Origin of the sequence: Pseudoalteromonas sp. T1lg24 (genome assembly GCF_002964745.1) — a bacterium.
GTDB lineage: Bacteria > Pseudomonadota > Gammaproteobacteria > Enterobacterales > Alteromonadaceae > Pseudoalteromonas > Pseudoalteromonas spongiae.
On the sequence record NZ_PQCB01000004.1, the window covers coordinates 44,813 to 60,831 of the forward strand.

12 protein-coding genes and 1 pseudogene are annotated in these 16,019 nt (G+C 40.4%); 8 read left to right on the plus strand and 5 right to left on the minus strand.

Annotation, left to right across the window (positions count from 1 at the left end; translation table 11 throughout):
- Positions 1-142: 142 nt before the first annotated feature.
- The 3 genes from C2M30_RS01555 to coaBC form a co-directional block, all read right to left on the minus strand.
- A complete protein-coding gene (locus C2M30_RS01555) occupies positions 143-2,923 on the minus strand; it encodes a S9 family peptidase (protein ID WP_105170433.1) in 2,781 nt (926 codons plus the stop codon).
- Positions 2,924-3,044: 121 nt separating this feature from the next.
- Positions 3,045-3,632, minus strand: a complete 588-nt coding sequence (gene slmA / locus C2M30_RS01560; protein ID WP_010561927.1) for a nucleoid occlusion factor SlmA — start codon at positions 3,630-3,632, stop codon at positions 3,045-3,047.
- Between the two features lie 82 nt (positions 3,633-3,714).
- On the minus strand, positions 3,715-4,923 hold the full coding sequence (coaBC, locus tag C2M30_RS01565) for a bifunctional phosphopantothenoylcysteine decarboxylase/phosphopantothenate--cysteine ligase CoaBC (protein ID WP_199775863.1): 1,209 nt from the start codon (positions 4,921-4,923) through the stop codon (positions 3,715-3,717).
- 95 nt (positions 4,924-5,018) lie between these two features.
- On the opposite strand from coaBC, the gene radC reads away from it, so the two are divergent.
- Both radC and C2M30_RS01575 read left to right on the plus strand, forming a co-directional pair.
- The gene (radC, locus tag C2M30_RS01570; RefSeq protein WP_105170434.1) at positions 5,019-5,693 is read left to right on the plus strand and encodes a RadC family protein; all 675 of its coding nucleotides are present in this window, start codon (positions 5,019-5,021) and stop codon (positions 5,691-5,693) included.
- Between the two features lie 129 nt (positions 5,694-5,822).
- Positions 5,823-6,038, plus strand: a complete 216-nt coding sequence (locus C2M30_RS01575) for a bacterioferritin-associated ferredoxin (RefSeq protein WP_054979552.1) — start codon at positions 5,823-5,825, stop codon at positions 6,036-6,038.
- A 72-nt stretch (positions 6,039-6,110) separates the two neighbouring features.
- Here C2M30_RS01575 and C2M30_RS01580 read toward each other — a convergent pair whose 3' ends face one another.
- A complete protein-coding gene (locus C2M30_RS01580; protein ID WP_105170435.1) occupies positions 6,111-7,079 on the minus strand; it encodes a class 1 fructose-bisphosphatase in 969 nt (322 codons plus the stop codon).
- Positions 7,080-7,234: 155 nt separating this feature from the next.
- Between C2M30_RS01580 and C2M30_RS01585 the strand changes: the two are divergent.
- The 6 genes and pseudogenes from C2M30_RS01585 to trmB all read left to right on the plus strand — a co-directional run bounded on the left by C2M30_RS01585 (position 7,235) and on the right by trmB (position 14,136).
- A pseudogene (locus C2M30_RS01585) lies at positions 7,235-9,638 on the plus strand (zinc-dependent metalloprotease).
- Between the two features lie 118 nt (positions 9,639-9,756).
- The gene (gene mpl / locus C2M30_RS01590; RefSeq protein WP_105170436.1) at positions 9,757-11,100 is read left to right on the plus strand and encodes a UDP-N-acetylmuramate:L-alanyl-gamma-D-glutamyl-meso-diaminopimelate ligase; all 1,344 of its coding nucleotides are present in this window, start codon (positions 9,757-9,759) and stop codon (positions 11,098-11,100) included.
- A 7-nt stretch (positions 11,101-11,107) separates the two neighbouring features.
- Positions 11,108-11,734: a flavin prenyltransferase UbiX gene (locus C2M30_RS01595; RefSeq protein ID WP_105170437.1), complete on the plus strand. Its 627-nt coding sequence runs from the start codon at positions 11,108-11,110 to the stop codon at positions 11,732-11,734.
- Positions 11,735-11,766: 32 nt separating this feature from the next.
- Positions 11,767-12,687: an ABC transporter ATP-binding protein gene (locus tag C2M30_RS01600; protein WP_105170438.1), complete on the plus strand. Its 921-nt coding sequence runs from the start codon at positions 11,767-11,769 to the stop codon at positions 12,685-12,687.
- A complete protein-coding gene (locus C2M30_RS01605; protein WP_105170439.1) occupies positions 12,687-13,454 on the plus strand; it encodes an ABC transporter permease in 768 nt (255 codons plus the stop codon). The genes C2M30_RS01600 and C2M30_RS01605 overlap by 1 nt, the downstream gene beginning before the upstream one ends.
- A gap of 7 nt (positions 13,455-13,461) precedes the next feature.
- Positions 13,462-14,136: a tRNA (guanine(46)-N(7))-methyltransferase TrmB gene (gene trmB / locus C2M30_RS01610; protein ID WP_105170440.1), complete on the plus strand. Its 675-nt coding sequence runs from the start codon at positions 13,462-13,464 to the stop codon at positions 14,134-14,136.
- On the opposite strand, the gene C2M30_RS01615 is transcribed toward trmB, so the two are convergent.
- Positions 14,123-15,997, minus strand: a complete 1,875-nt coding sequence (locus C2M30_RS01615) for an EAL domain-containing protein (RefSeq protein ID WP_105170441.1) — start codon at positions 15,995-15,997, stop codon at positions 14,123-14,125. The two genes, trmB and C2M30_RS01615, sit on opposite strands and share 14 nt — an antisense overlap.
- Between the last annotated feature and the right edge of the window lie 22 nt (positions 15,998-16,019).

A 16,019-nucleotide genomic window follows, 5' to 3' on the forward strand; every position in this document is an offset into this window, starting at 1 on the left:
TCGGAATTCCCTTCCTGAAAACAACTATACGGTTTTTAGCTTAAGCTAAACTGAATAACTTAAGCTTAGGTTAAATAACTCAAGTTCAGCTTAAACAAAAAATGGCGAGCTAATAGCTCGCCATTTTAGTATTTAAATTAGATTACTCTTTCTCAAATGGCACGCCATTTTCCATCCATTTTGGTGCTGGCTTACCTTTAAGGTGGTGATCGAAGTATTCCATCATACGAATCGAGAAATCCACTTGGTTGGGAAATTTCTTCAGGTGATGCGGTTCACCTTCGTATTGTAAGAAAATTACATCTTTACCTGCACGGCGAAGTGCAAGGTAGTATTGGATCCCTTCCTGCCACGGCACTGCGCCATCTTTGTCACCAAACATAATCATAATTGGTGTATTAACTTTATCGGCGAAGAATACCGGTGAGTTTTCAATATAGAGATCTAAGCCTTCAAATAAGTCTTTGCCAATGCGGCTTTGTCCTGTTTCGTACTGGAATTGACGTGCAAGACCTGATTTTAAACGAATGCCACTGTATGCACTGGTCATGTTTGATACTGGTGCACCCGATACGACCGCTTTAAACATATCTGTTTGCGTTACCATAAAGGCACTTTGGTAACCGGCCCATGAGTGACCTTGTAAACCAATTTTGTCTTTGTCTGCCACACCCATATCAATCAGCTTTTGTGCTGCGTTAATCATAGTCTGAGTCGATGATTTACCTGGGTGACCAATTTCAAAACGGATATCCGGTAAGAAAATAGCGTAACCGTTTGAAGTAAACATTGGGAAGTTCGGTCTGTGGTTTAACTCCATTTTCGGGAAGTCATACATGCGTTGGCTCATATAGCGGTAGAAATAAATTACTACAGGCACTTTATCGCCTTTTTTATAGCCAGCAGGCTTAATTAACACGCCTTGTAAATCTTCACCGTCAAACCCTTTGTACTTTACAAGTTCTGGTTTACTAGCCCATGCAAAATTCTCTTTTTGTGGGTTCAGGTCAGTTAATTTTGTTGAGGTGGAAAGCGATGTATTGCTTAACCAAAAATCAGGAAACTCATGATAGCTCTGACGCGTATAAATTAACGTATCAGCATTTTTCGCTTTCTTTACTAGGTCAAAACGCGCTTCGCCAGCTAAAACCTGTTCAAGCTGGTTATTTGCTAAATTAAGTTTTGCAACGCCGGTTTGTTTGTTCTCTAGGTTAAAGCTTGAAAGTAATAACGTATCGTTTAAATCAAAAGATAGTTTGTTTTTATCTACGTTTTTAACGCGATAACGTGTTTCGTTCTTATAGCCGTGGGTTAAACGCGCGCCTTGCAGCGTGTTTACATCAAATGCCCAAATGTCATATTTGTCATATACATAAAGAGTATTACTATCACTGCTCCAACCGGCAAATCCATAGCCAGGTTGTTCACTTGGATAATCGTGTTGGTCGTCGCCAAACGTTGCTCGAATGCCTTTGGTTATCGCATTAAGCTTGGCGTCTTTGAGTGATTTAAGCTGAACTTGGCCCTTATCGAAGTATGCGGCAAATTGACCATTAGGTGAAAGCGTCGGGCGTGCGCGGGTATTTTCGCTAATTTTAACGCTGTTGCCGGTTTTCGTATCTACCGCATAGTAATCCGCAAAGAAACCGTCATACATAATTTTGTGAAGATGCGGCTTATTACTGTAGCCAAGTAAAAATTGCTTTTCAGTATGCAGGCTTACATCCCTTACAAGCTCAGTTTCGAGCTGTACTGCTTTATCGCTGTTTAAATGAAATACCGCTTGGTAATGGCGATTTTTATTCTTTTCATTCCATTGCTGAATTTCGCGCGGCTTTATTTCGGCATCTTTGTGGTGCCATACTTTTAAACCTTTTTGGTCACGAATTACATCGTAATCATAAAGGTCGTTTTGCGCTTTGTACTTTTTCTTTTCGATTTTTTCCGAAAGCATTGGGCGCGTCTCAAAATAAAGGCGCTCGCCAGTTTCAGACCATTTTAATTTAGCCGTTTTACCGATAAACCAATTCTCGATAGGCGTTTCGATTTGTTTTAATTGGTTGTTTTCACTTTGCCATAAGTAAAGTGAGTGTTCACGACGACGCTTATCATCATTAACGTAATTACCTACCGAAAGTGCTAGAACATCATTTTCTGGGTGCCAAACGAGTTTGTTAGCTACAACGCCTGGCTCAGTAAATAAGCTGCTCATTTCAAAATTTGGCAGAGCGATTTGACTAATGGCGTTTTTATCGCCTTCTTTGCTTACTTGGCTTACAACAAGTTGCGTGTTGCTTGGTGCAATGGCGTAAGTAAGCACGTTTTCAATTGAATGCGTTTTATCGTTTGTTAAGTTCACAATGTTAAGGGTGTAAACTTTATCTTTTTTATCCGCTTTTAATTTCGCGTCTTTATCGTCTTTGTCTTTTGATGTTTTATCTGCTTTTTTATCACTTTCGGCTTCGTCTTTTTTCTTAACTTCAGTGCGATAAGCAAGCCAGTTACCGTCATTGGAAATAACAAAGTCTTCAACACGCTCAAAGTTGATAACCTTGCCTGTTTCGCTATTTACTAACGATAAATCATTTTTTAGTTTTTTCTTTTTATCTTTTGATGCACTTTCACTGGCAAGTAGATCTGGTTTAACGGTAAACGCGACCCATTTCTCATTTTTATTAATAACCGGTGATGTGCCTCGCTCAACGCTTGCAAGTAGCGCCTTGTTATTTAGCGTGTAAACCTGTCCTTCGCTGTTACCGCGATAAGGGCTTGCGCTAAATGCGAGTAAACTTCCCTGCTCTGAAAGTTGGGTAGATTTTGCGTATTTAAAATCAAATACGTCTTTAAATTGAAGAGGTTCGCTGGCGCTTAATGCAAAACTGGTTGCTAACGCTAAGCTTGAAAGTGTAAACGCGAGTTTCATTAATGATTACCTAGTGCTAATTATTAGCTCTAGTGTAAACAGAAACCAAAAAGAAGAAAGAGAATGCGATAAGTCGCAAAATAGCGCGTTGAAGTAAAACATTTACTTCAACGCGAGGGGGTTAGTGCCAAGCTAAGGTGAAAAGTGACCACTGCGCGTCAAATTGCGCGGTTGGTTTTGCTTTAAAATCAGAGCGCACAAACTGGTTCATTTTACCTTCAACGTAGGCTAAAAGTAGATTTGCTAACTGTTCTTCTGCAAGGGTAAATGTTTTACCTTCACGTAGCTTACGTTCACGTAATACTTGCTTTAGTTGCGTTTCTAACTTTTCAAATAAGCCTTGAATACGCTCACGTAAACGCTCTTGTTCACCTTGCAGTGCATCACCGGTAAGAATGCGCGTAATGCCTGGATTTTTTTCAGCAAAGCTCAGAAGTAACAATAAAATATTGTGAATACGGCTATGGGTGTCTTTTTCTTTTTCTAAGATAAGATTGATATTGGAAAGCAGGGCATTTTCAATAAACTCAATTAAGCCTTCAAACATACGTGCTTTGCTTGGAAAGTGGCGATAAAGCGCCGCTTCTGAAACACCTACCTCAGTGGCTAGTTTAGCCGTGGTGATACGCTGTCCTGGACTGGTTTCAAGCATTTGCGCAAGTGCTTGTAAGATTTCTTCCTTGCGATTACTACGTTTTGTGGCAGGCATTTTTATCCCTTACTTCTTATCATTATTATCAACCTCAAGAGGCGCATATCTTAATTACTTATGATTTTAGATGCCAGTTTTTTTACTTTTTAGCCGCGAGTTTTGACGCGATTTCTTTCAATATTAAATGGCTAATTTGTTGTTTCGATTGCAGTGATAAGTGGCGTTCACCCTCTGGCCAAAACAGCGTCATCGCATTGTTTTCACTATTAAAACCAATGCTAGAATCAGACACATCGTTGGCGCAAATCATATCGAGATTTTTATTTTTTAGTTTGCCTTTGGCGTAGTTAGCAACATCGTTGGTTTCGGCTGCAAAGCCTACTGTAAACGGGCGATTTGCTTTTAGTGCAGCAACTGAGGCAATAATGTCAGGGTTTTTGCTGAGCTCAATGGTCATGGTATCGCCCTGTTTTTTAATTTTGTTATTTGCTGTAGTTGTTGCCTTGTAATCGGCAACTGCAGCGCAGCCAATAAATACATCTGAATTAACAGCTAACTCCATGGCAGCATCATGCATTTGCTGTGCGCTTTCTACATCAAAACGATTTACTTCACTCGGTGTGGTTAAATTCACTGGGCCACTAATTAGGTTTACATTAGCTCCTAACGCTTTTGCTGCACGGGCCAATGAAAATCCCATTTTCCCTGAGCTGTGATTAGAGATAAAACGCACAGGGTCAAGCGCTTCACGAGTTGGACCCGCTGTAATAGTAACTGTTTTACCTGCAAGTAGTGGGGTATCTTCGCGCATTAAACACAACTCAACTAGCTCGTTAGGCTCTAACATGCGGCCTTTACCTACATCGCCACAGGCTTGCTCGCCACTGGCAGGTCCCCAAATAGACACGCCATATTCACTTAATTTTTGTAAGTTTTGCTGGGTTGCAGGATGGGCGTACATTTGCTGATTCATCGCCGGTGCAATCGCCACTTTTGCCGGTGTCGCGAGTACCAAGGTGGTTAATAGATCGTCGGCCATACCATGTGCCATTTTGGCGATGGTGTTAGCGCTGGCTGGTGCAATTAAAATAAGGTCAGCCCATTTTGCAAATTCAATATGGCCCATTGCAGCTTCTGCCGCTGGGTCAAGTAAGGATGTCGAAACTGGGTTTCCTGATACGGCTTGCATGGTAAGCGGGGTTATAAACTGTTGCGCAGAGTCTGTCATTACTACCTTAACTTGCGCACCATTTTCGGTTAAACGCCTTGTTAATTCAGCACATTTATAAGCAGCAATTCCGCCTGTAATTCCCAATACTATTTTCTTCGACATAATAATTAATGACATTTTTTAAATTAGCTAAACCATACCATTTTCCATAATTTTTGGCGAGGCTGGCTATACTATTAAATGAACACAAATAGCTTAACAAGGATTGTTAAATGCAAATAAATCAAATGCCCATCGAGGCAAGACCAAGAGAAAAGTTATTAAATAAAGGTGCATCAAGTTTAACTGATGCCGAGCTACTGGCGATTTTTTTACGTACCGGTATTAAAGGGCTTAACGCCATTGAACTTGCTGATACATTACTCAAACAACAAGGCTCGCTTGGTCAACTCTTTTCACTCGAGTGTGATTCATTCTGCCAACAATTGGGACTGGGGCCTGCAAAATATGTACAGCTGCAAGCTGTGCTTGAATTGAGTAAACGTTTTTTTGCTGAGCAACTTAAGCGAGAAGCCGTATTTGATTCACCTTATTCGGTAATTAATTATTTAAAGTGCGAACTACAAAAAGAGCATAAAGAATGTTTTTACTTGCTGCTGCTCGATAGCCAAAACCGGCTAATTAAATCGATTAATTTATTTCAAGGTACTATTAATGCGGCATCGGTTTACCCAAGAGAGGTTGTTACCACAGTGCTTAAATACAATGCGGCTAATGTGATTTTGGCGCATAACCATCCAAGTGGTATTGCTGAGCCTTCAGAGGCGGATAAATTAATTACAAAGCGGCTATCAGACGCGCTTGGTTTGATTGATGTGAGTATTTTAGATCACATCATAATCGCTGCAGGTAATACTCATTCGTTTGCAGAGCATGGGCAAATTTGAAGGGACAAACGTGGGGCTATTAATGCTTTTTTGTAAATAGCTGTTTTTACAGTTATTAATATTATTGAAAATTATTCTCAATAGCATTAAAATTTAAAGTGTAATTAACTTTAAAAGCACTCACTTATTATGTACGTTTGTATTTGTCATGCAGTTACTGAAAAACAGATTAAACAGGCCGTAACCGATGGTATGGATTCTATCCGTGATGTGCGTGGCTGTTTAGGTGTAGGCAGTCAATGTGGTAAGTGTGTATGTCATGCAAAAGATGTAATCACACAATCACAGCAAGAACTAGCTATTAAAGTAAGTGTTGATTACACCAGCTGCCAAAAAGTAGCTTGATTCAAAGTTATAAGATTCCCAAATAAAAAACCGCTTAAATCGCGGTTTTTTATTACTCAAAATAAAGTGTGCTTATTTGTGATAATCCAAGCAAATCTCTACTTCATTTTTTGAACCCATGGTAACAGCAACACGCTGGTGAATTTCCTGTGGTTCAATATCTAAAATACGGTCAAGTCCTGCATATGCAACACCGCCAGCTTGCTCTACTAGCATTGCCATTGGGTTTGCTTCATAAAGTAAACGCAGTTTGAATGGTTTTTCTGGGTTTTTTGTGTCTTCAGGGTAAGTAAATAAACCGCCGCGACATAATAAACGGTGAACATCACCTACCATGCAGGCAATCCAACGCATATTGAAGTTTTTCTTACGCGGGCCTTCTTCGCCAGCAAGGCAATCAGCAATATAGTTTTGCATTGGTGCTATCCAATGGCGCTGATTTGATGCATTAATTGCGAACTCTTTAGTGTCTTCAGGAATAGCTACTTTATCTTCAGTAAGTAAGAAACTGCCGTGTGTTCTGTCTAATGTGAATAAACGCGTACCTTTACCAATAGTTAGCGCCAACATAGTTGATGGGCCATAAAGTACATAACCTGCTGCGACTTGGTGCTTGCCTGCCTGCATGAAAATGCTTTGATCATCAGCAGCTTTGTCTTTTGGTGCTCTCATAATTGAGAAAATGGTGCCAACCAACGAGTTAATATCGGTATTTGATGAACCATCAAGTGGGTCGAATGCAACGATATATTCAGCATCTGGGTTGCCAGCAACAGTATAATCTTCTTCTTCAGACGCGATGGCTTTTACGTAGCCAGACTCAAGTAGAATATCTTTAAGTAACTGGTTCGATAAAACATCAAGTTTCTTTTGCGTTTCACCTTGAATATTTTCATCTAAGGTTGAACCTAAAACACCTGATAATTCACCTTGGCTTACGCGGAATGAAATTTCCTTACAAGCAGCAAGAATCGTTCTGATCAATGATAAAAGATCACGAGGACAGCCGTCTTCGATCAATACTGGTGGAAGTCTACGCATTTTATATTCCTGACTAATAGCTTATTGCCACATAAAGTGAGAGGGTGGCAACAGGCAACCTTTCGGTAGCGCTCAGTTAAATTTGTATACAATTGTACATCAGCTTGTGTATCATTTAAGCACCATGCACCATTGATAATGAAATAACAAAGAAGATGCAAAGATTAGTACAACCATTTCTGCTGATCTGTGCTTTGTTACTGTTAAGTATACCAAAAGCGCAGGCAACCCTGAAACCCATTGATGCATTTACTAGCGAAATGAATCGTTACCCGGGTTATTTTACCTTTTATTATGACAATGCTTCGGGCAAAGTTTATTTAGAAGTAGATAAATTTAATCAAGAATTTCTTCTGCAATTAAGCATGCCTTACGGCTTAGGGTCGAATGATATTGGTCTTGACCGAGGGCAGCTGGGCGACACCAAAATTGTGCAGTTTGAAAAACACGGTAATAAACTTTTATTAAAGCAAAATAATACTTACTACCGTGCTAACAGCTCAAACGCAGCTGAACAGCAAAGTATTCGTGAAGCATTTGCTTCTAGCGTATTACATGGTTTTGAAATTAAAGCAGCAAATAACGATAGTGTGTTAATTGATTACACGCCTTATTTATTATCGGATGTGCACGGTGTTAGTCGCACACTTGCAAGCCAGCAACAAGGTAGTTTTAGCCTTGATAAAAGTAAAAGTGCTGTTTACATGCCGCGTTCTAAGTCGTTTGCTAAAAATACCGAGTTAGAAGCGATTGTTAGTTTTAATGGCACAAAGCCGGGTAAATACATAAAACAAGTAGCACCAGATCCATACGCTATTTCAGTACATTTACATCATTCGTTAATTGAACTACCGGATGATGGTTTTAAACCGCGTAAATTCCATCCGCAATCGGGTTTTTGGAGCGAAGAATATAAAGACTATGCGGCGCCTTTATCAGAGTCGATGTATGTGCGTTATATTCCAAAACATCGCTTAGCGAAAAAAGATCCAACAGCTGAAATTTCCGAAGCCGTTAAACCAATTATTTACTACCTCGACCCAGGTGTACCAGACCCTGTAAAAACAGCTTTACTCGATGGTGCAAAATGGTGGCAAGCAGCCTTTGAAGCAGCGGGTTATAAAAATGCGTACCAAGTAAAAATTCTACCTGAAAAAGCCGACCCAATGGATATTCGCTATAACGTGATCCAATGGGTGCACCGTGCAACTCGTGGTTGGTCATATGGTTCAAGTGTTATAGACCCTCGCACAGGCGAAATTATTAAAGGTCATGTAACACTCGGTTCACTGCGTGTGCGTCAAGATATTCTAATTGCAGAAGCACTCGCAGCACCTTATTTAAAAGGCGATGAAACGGTAGAAAAATTACATGCGATGGCGCTTGACCGTATTCGTCAATTAAGTGCACATGAAGTAGGTCATACCTTAGGTATTGCGCATAACTTTTCTGCGTCAGTAAAAGACCGCGCATCGGTAATGGATTACCCCCATCCTTTAGTGAGTTTTAATGAGGATGGTAGCTTTAACACTGAAAATGGCTATGGCAAAGGCTTAGGTGTGTGGGATATTCAAGTTTGTGAAATATGGTTACTCTGATTTTCCGATTTTGACTGAAGCAAAAGAACTTGAAAAAATCTTAGCGGAAAACAAACGCCTTGGTCTTGAGTTTATTTCCGATAGCGATGCACGCGCTAAAGGCGGCGCACACCCAACTGCACATTTGTGGGATAACGGCGAAAATCCAAGCCAAGAGCTACACCGAGTGCTTTCTATTCGCGAAAAAGCGATGGCGAAGTTTGGCCTTCACAATATTAAAAATGGTACGGCGCTATCGCAGCTAGAAGAAGTGTTTATTCCACTTTATTTATTCCATCGTTATCAATCAGAAGCAGCGGTTAAATTGATTGCAGGCATTGATTACGATTATGAATTACGTAGTGGTGATACTTTTAAAGGTAACAAGCTTGTTGATGTTGCTAAGCAAAAAGAAGCACTAAGTGCGTTATTAACAACGCTTGAAGCAGATCAGTTAGTAGTGCCTGAACACGTGCTTGATGTGATTACACCAAAAGCCTACGGAGAATACAAAACCCGTGAAAGCTTAATCGGCCGTACGGGTTTAACACTTGATCCGTTAGCATTACCGGAAGTTTCTGCAAATCATTCACTCTCACTATTGCTAAATTCACAGCGTCTAAATCGTCTCCATTTCCAAGCGATGCGAGATAGCAAACAGCTAAGTGCGCGTAATGTGTTATTTCAACTTAGTGAGCAGGTATTTTTTGATAGCCAAAAACAAGGTATGGCACACCAAGTATCTCAACGTATTCAAATGGTGGCGGCATATCATTTAGTAAATGCAGCGCTTAGTGATAAAACCGACCCAGAGGTACAAGCTGAGTTAGTTGGTCAAATTACCTTTATTGCTAGTAAGTATGCACGTACTAACGATAACTTCAAAAAACACATTGCGAGTGTATTAACTAAGTCACTCGAAAATGGAAGCTGGCAGGGTAACTTCAAACCATTACCTATGCCACCAGGCTCACCTATTTAACACCTGATTGGTAAGTTATGGCATACTAAGCCCATTAGCGAAATCTAATGGGCTTTTTTATTGAACTGTTAAATTTTTTAAAGCTCATATCGAATTTATACGACAAGAATTAATAACAATGCATATTCATATTTTAGGTATTTGCGGCACCTTTATGGGTGGTATCGCAGCCATTGCAAAGTCGCTGGGCCATAAAGTCACAGGTTCAGATCAAAACGTTTATCCACCAATGAGCACTCAGCTTGAGTCTTTAGGTATTGAACTAATTCAAGGTTACGATGTTGCCCAGTTAAAACCACAACCAGATATCGTGGTGATTGGCAATGCTATGAGCCGTGGTAATCCATGCGTTGAATATGTGCTTGAAAATCGTATTCCTTATACTTCCGGCCCAGAGTGGTTAAAGCATAATGTACTGCAAGATGCTTGGGTGCTAGCCGTGTCAGGTACCCATGGTAAAACCACTACAGCCAGTATGCTTGCATGGGTATTAGAATACGCAGGTCTTGATCCAAGCTTTTTAATTGGTGGTGTAGTACAAAACTTTGGCCTGTCGGCGCGCATAGGCAAAACCCCGTTTTTTGTTATAGAAGCAGATGAATATGACACCGCCTTTTTTGATAAGCGCAGTAAGTTTGTGCACTATTTGCCGCGCACCTTAATTCTGAATAACCTTGAATTTGACCACGCTGATATTTTTGAAGATTTAGCGGCAATTCAAAAACAGTTTCATCATTTATTACGCATCGTACCTGGGCAAGGTAAAGTGATTTGGCCAAGCGATGATGTGAATATTCAGCAAGTTATCGAAAAAGGTTGTTGGAGTGAGCAAGAGCAACTTGGCAATGACTGGGATTATCAACTTATTAATGCAGATGGCAGCGAGTTTGATGTGCTTCTTGCTGGCGATATCGTTGGGCGTGTGAACTGGCAAGCTATTGGCGAGCACAACGTTAAAAACGCTTTAATGACGATTGCAGCAGCACGTCATGTGGGTATTCCTGTTGAAACATCAATTGCGGCGCTGGCTGAGTTTATTTCGCCAAAACGCCGTATGGAATTAAAAGGCGAAGTTGCGGGCATTAAGTTGTATGATGATTTCGCCCATCACCCAACTGCTATTAAAACGACTTTAGCAGGTCTTAGAGCAAAAGTGGGCCAAGCGCGTATTTTTGCCGTATTAGAACCTCGTTCCAATACAATGAAAATGGGCGTGCATCAAAATACGTTATTAGCATCACTTGAAGGTGCCGACGATGTGATTTTATTTGAGCCAGAGAACCTAAGCTGGTCACTCAAAGATGCTGCCAATAACGCTGGCGCTCTATGTTTTAACAGCACAGATGAGATCATTAAAACGTTACTTGAAAAAGCAACTGCCGGAGACCATATATTGGTAATGAGTAACGGTGGCTTTGAAAATATTCATAATCGTATTTTAGATGCGCTCGCCAACAAATAGGCTTTTTATGACGCAAAACCATGAATTTAATGAAACCATTACCGTTGCACTTAGCGGTGCTTCAGGCATGCCATATGGTTTAAAACTAATTGAAACGCTCATTTCGTTAAATCACCAAGTATTTGTTTTGGTATCAAGCGCGGCCCGTGTGGTGCTTGATACTGAATCAGATGTAAAACTATCGGGCAACGAAGAAAAGGCAACAGAGCAACTGACAAGCCTATTCAATGCCAAACCAAACCAGCTTAAAGTATTTGGTAAAGATAACTGGTTTAGTCCTGTGGCATCGGGTAGTGCTGCACCTAAAAAGATGATTGTCTGTCCGTGTAGTGCAGGTACTGTTTCGGCGATTAGTCATGGTGCATCTGATAACTTATTAGAGCGTGCTGCAGATGTAGTGATTAAAGAAAAAGGCCAGTTAATGCTGGTGGTGCGCGAAACACCGCTGAGCGCGATTCACCTTGAAAATATGCATAAGCTGGCGCAATTAGGTGTAACTATTATGCCTGCAGCACCAGGGTTTTATCATAACCCAAGCTCAATCGAAGATTTGGTTAACTTTATGGTGGCGCGCATTTTAGATCATTTATCTATTGAGCATACGTTAGCTAAACGTTGGGGCTACGGCTGCTAATTAATCCATCCAAAATTGGAACGCAAAACACAATGACAAAAGCTCTCGAAATTGTTGGTTTAGAAAAAACCTACAGTAACGGTGTTCAAGCTGTTAAAGGAATTGATTTAACGGTCGAAAAAGGCGACTTTTTTGCGCTGTTAGGTGCTAATGGTGCTGGCAAATCGACCACAATTGGCGTGATTTCTTCACTTGTTAATAAAACCAAAGGCACGGTAAAAGTATTTGGTCATGATATTGATACCGACCTTGGTAAGGCTAAAACTAATTTAGGGTTAGTACCGCAGGAATTTAACTTTAGTCAGTTTGAAACACTTAACCAAATCTTAGTGAACCAAGCGGGTTACTATGGCGTGCCACGCGCAGAGGCGCATAAACGTGCTGATGAGTTACTGGCACAACTAGGTCTTGCCGATAAAAAAGATAAGCAAGCACGCACCTTATCAGGTGGTATGAAACGCCGTTTAATGATTGCACGTGCGTTAATGCACAAACCGCAGCTGCTGATTTTAGATGAACCTACCGCCGGTGTAGATATTGAGCTGCGTCGCTCTATGTGGGAATTCTTAAAAGAGATAAACCAGCAAGGCGTTACCATTATCCTCACTACTCATTACCTTGAAGAAGCGGAAATGTTGTGTAAAAACATTGCGATTATCGATAAAGGTCAGATTATTGAAAACACCAATATGAAGTCACTGTTGGCAAAGCTTGATAAAGAAACCTTTATTCTTGATTTAAAACAGCCAACATCGGTATTTTCTCTTGATGGTTACACAACTCGTGAAATTGACGACCATACAATCGAAGTAGATGTGGAAAAATCACAAGGGTTAAATGGTGTATTTGATGCATTAAGTGCGTCAGGCAATACGGTGCTAAGTATGCGTAATAAGGCGAATCGATTAGAAGAGCTGTTTGTTGCGATTGTGGAAAAGGGGCGCGAGCAATAATGAGTAATCAATTTACCGCATTAAAAACCATTTGGATAAAAGAGTGTATTCGTTTTACTCGTATTTGGGTGCAAACGTTAGTGCCGCCAGCCATTACCATGTCACTGTACTTTGTTATTTTTGGTAATTTAATTGGCTCGCGTATTGGCGATATGGGTGGCTTTAACTATATGGAGTTTATTGTACCGGGTCTGATTATGATGTCGGTGATTACTAACTCTTATTCCAATGTGGCATCGAGTTTTTACTCAACAAAATTCCAAAAAAGCATCGAAGAGTTACTCGTTTCGCCTGTGCCAACTTACATTATTGTCTTAGGCTATATGGGCGGCGGTATGGCACGCGGCTTATGTGTTGGCATTATAGTGACTATTTTGTCGCTGTTTTTTGTGGATATTCAAATTCATAATGTGTCGGTTATTTTTGCGACTGTTTTACTTACCGCTGCGGTATTCGCTTTAGGTGGCTTAATTAATGCTGTATACGCTAATAGTTTTGACGATATCAGTATTATCCCCACCTTTGTTTTAACGCCGCTAACCTATTTAGGTGGCGTGTTTTATTCAATCACCTTGTTGCCTGATTTTTGGCAAGGAGTTTCACAATTTAATCCGATTATCTACATGGTAAATGCATTTAGATACGGCTTTTTAGGTGTTTCGGATGTGGATATCACAACGGCATTTGCAGTGATTATTGGGTTTATTAGCGCTTTATTTGCTGTGGCATACCGTTTAATTGATAAAGGGGTTGGCATTCGCCACTGATAGAAATATGTCTGACGCAAATTCAAGAAGTATTAGTTCGAATCAACAAGGACTAAATGAAAAGTTAGAAGAAGTGGTGCGCAAGCATCTAAGTACTGAATTTAAAAAGCCGATAGCTGCACATACGCAAGCTGCTTTTGATGAAGTAAACGCAAAGGTACAAAGCTTTAACGGCCCAATTATTCTCGATTCATGTTGTGGCGTGGGTGAAAGTACTGCTAACCTTGCGCGAAAGCATGCTGAAGCCTTGGTTATTGGTATTGATAAATCAGCACATCGCTTAGAAAAACATGATGTTGAGTACAAACAAACGGAAAATGGCCAGTACTTGCTAGTGCGCGCTGATTTAAATGACTTTTGGCGTTTAGTGGTGGGGCATCAATGGCAAGTGACACACCACTATTTGCTGTACCCAAACCCGTGGCCTAAAGCTAAGCATTTAGGGCGCCGCTGGCATGGAGCACCGGTATTTCCATATATTGTGAAAATTGGTGGTCAACTTGAGGTAAGAAGTAATTGGCAAACCTATGTTGATGAGTTTGCCTTTGCACTTGGTTTAGCTGGCGTGGACGTGTCTGTAACGCCATATAGTGCAGATACTGCAATTACCCCATTTGAGCGAAAGTACTGGGCCAGTGGCCAACAAAGCCACCGACTGCAAATTGACCTTAACTCGCTTTAGCTGTTTGTGAAATGTGAGCCAGCTCTCGAGCTGGCTTCGCGTAGTAAAAACCCTGTACGTATTTAATGCCCGCTTTTGCGAGCTTATCGGCAACGAGCTTGTTTTCAACGCCTTCTGCAATCAAGGTTAAGTTCACTTCCTTAGCAAAATTGGCAATGTGTTGAATAAATAAAAACACTTCATCGTCTTTGGTAATTTGTGATACTAAAGAGCGATCGATTTTCAAGCCATCGACTTCTAGTTTAAGAATATTCGAAATATTTGAGTAACCAGTTCCAAAGTCATCGATAAAGACCTTCGCACCGTGTCTTCTTACCATTTCTACAAAGCCTTTGATTTCCGTTAGGTTGGCAATCGCTTCAGTTTCGATAAGCTCAAATGAAATGTGGTGAGGTGTAGGGTAGCGCTTTAATTCATCATCAAGAAATTGCGCCAGGCTTGGGTCTAACATATCTTGCGCGGTTAAATTCATGCTCCAGCATAAATTAGTTTGGCGAAAGCGCTTAACGCAATCAAGAAAAACCATGCGAGTTAATTGCCCATCCATGCGACTGCGATTTACGACAGATAAAAAGTAATCAGGCTCATATAAAGCATCGTTAATCTTAATGCGTGCTAAGCCTTCGTACATTAAGGTTTCGTTACCGTCGATAGTGAGTATTGGCTGAAAGTGCGCTTCAACTTGGCCATTTTTAAATGCTTCTCGTACATCTTTGGCAATTTTTAAGTTGTGCTGATATTGATTTTTAATAATGTTCATTGCATCGGAGTAAAACACCACAAGCTCACGACTACGCTTAGCTTGTTCAACTGCAATACGTGCATTTTCAACTAACAGAGTTTTATTGCCAGTGGCAATACCGGCACATAAGGTCACGTAGATAAATGGGTCATATAATAAAGGCGCATTTTTATTTAGATTTTCGACTAGTTTTAAACAGGCATTGCTGTCTAAGTTGGGCGATAGCAATGCTATTTTATTGCTAGATAAGCGATACAGGTTACATTCAGTGCTTTTTAACTTATTTAAACGTGCCAGCAATTTTTGCATTACTTCATCACCAATGTGGGAGCCGTAAAAACCGTTAATATCTTCAAGGTTACTAACTAATACTATGGCCAATTGCATGTGCAGTGGTGAATGGCTTTGCAGTTTTCTTTCTAGTGCAATATGGTTTGGGTAGCCCGTAACAGGATCGCGGGTTAAATTTTGTTTTAGTAGATAAATGTAAGCACTGCCCACTAAAGTTGCGATAAAGAAAAAGAAACTTGCTGTGATTACCGCTTGGCTAACACTTGCTGCAAGCTGTTCATTTAAATCTTTAATGGTGATGTCAGCGCCAGTTAAATAGGTGCGCCCGTCTTTTGCTTGAAACGGTAAAAATATGGTGCGGAAATGGCCCCACTGATCTTCAGAATGCTCAAATAAAGGCTCTGTTGAATAAAACGCTTTAACGTTTAATTGTGTCGCTTCAGGGTAAAGATCATAAAAATAAGTAAGCTTATTGTTTTTAATATCCTCGTTAGTATAACTAGATGCAGAGAAGTAAACTTGATCGCCTTCTTTTATCATTGCGTATACGTATTCGAGTTCGAGCTTGCTGGCAAACTCAGAGAGTTGTTTGCTTTTTAATAGGTAGCTTTTTTCATCAATGTGGTCGGGACCGATAATATTGTCGTGGTATTCGTCACCGAGAATGAATTTAACACTTTGTGCTGCGTTTAAGAGTTTAGCATCAACCTCTTTTAAAATGTCGTTGTAGGTGTGTGAATAAACGTAATAAACATAGCCGCCAAGGCTTGCTAAAAACAGTACGCCCGCAAAAAAAAGCCAACGAATTCCTTGATTTGAATAATACATGCGCATCCTTGCCAAAAACTAA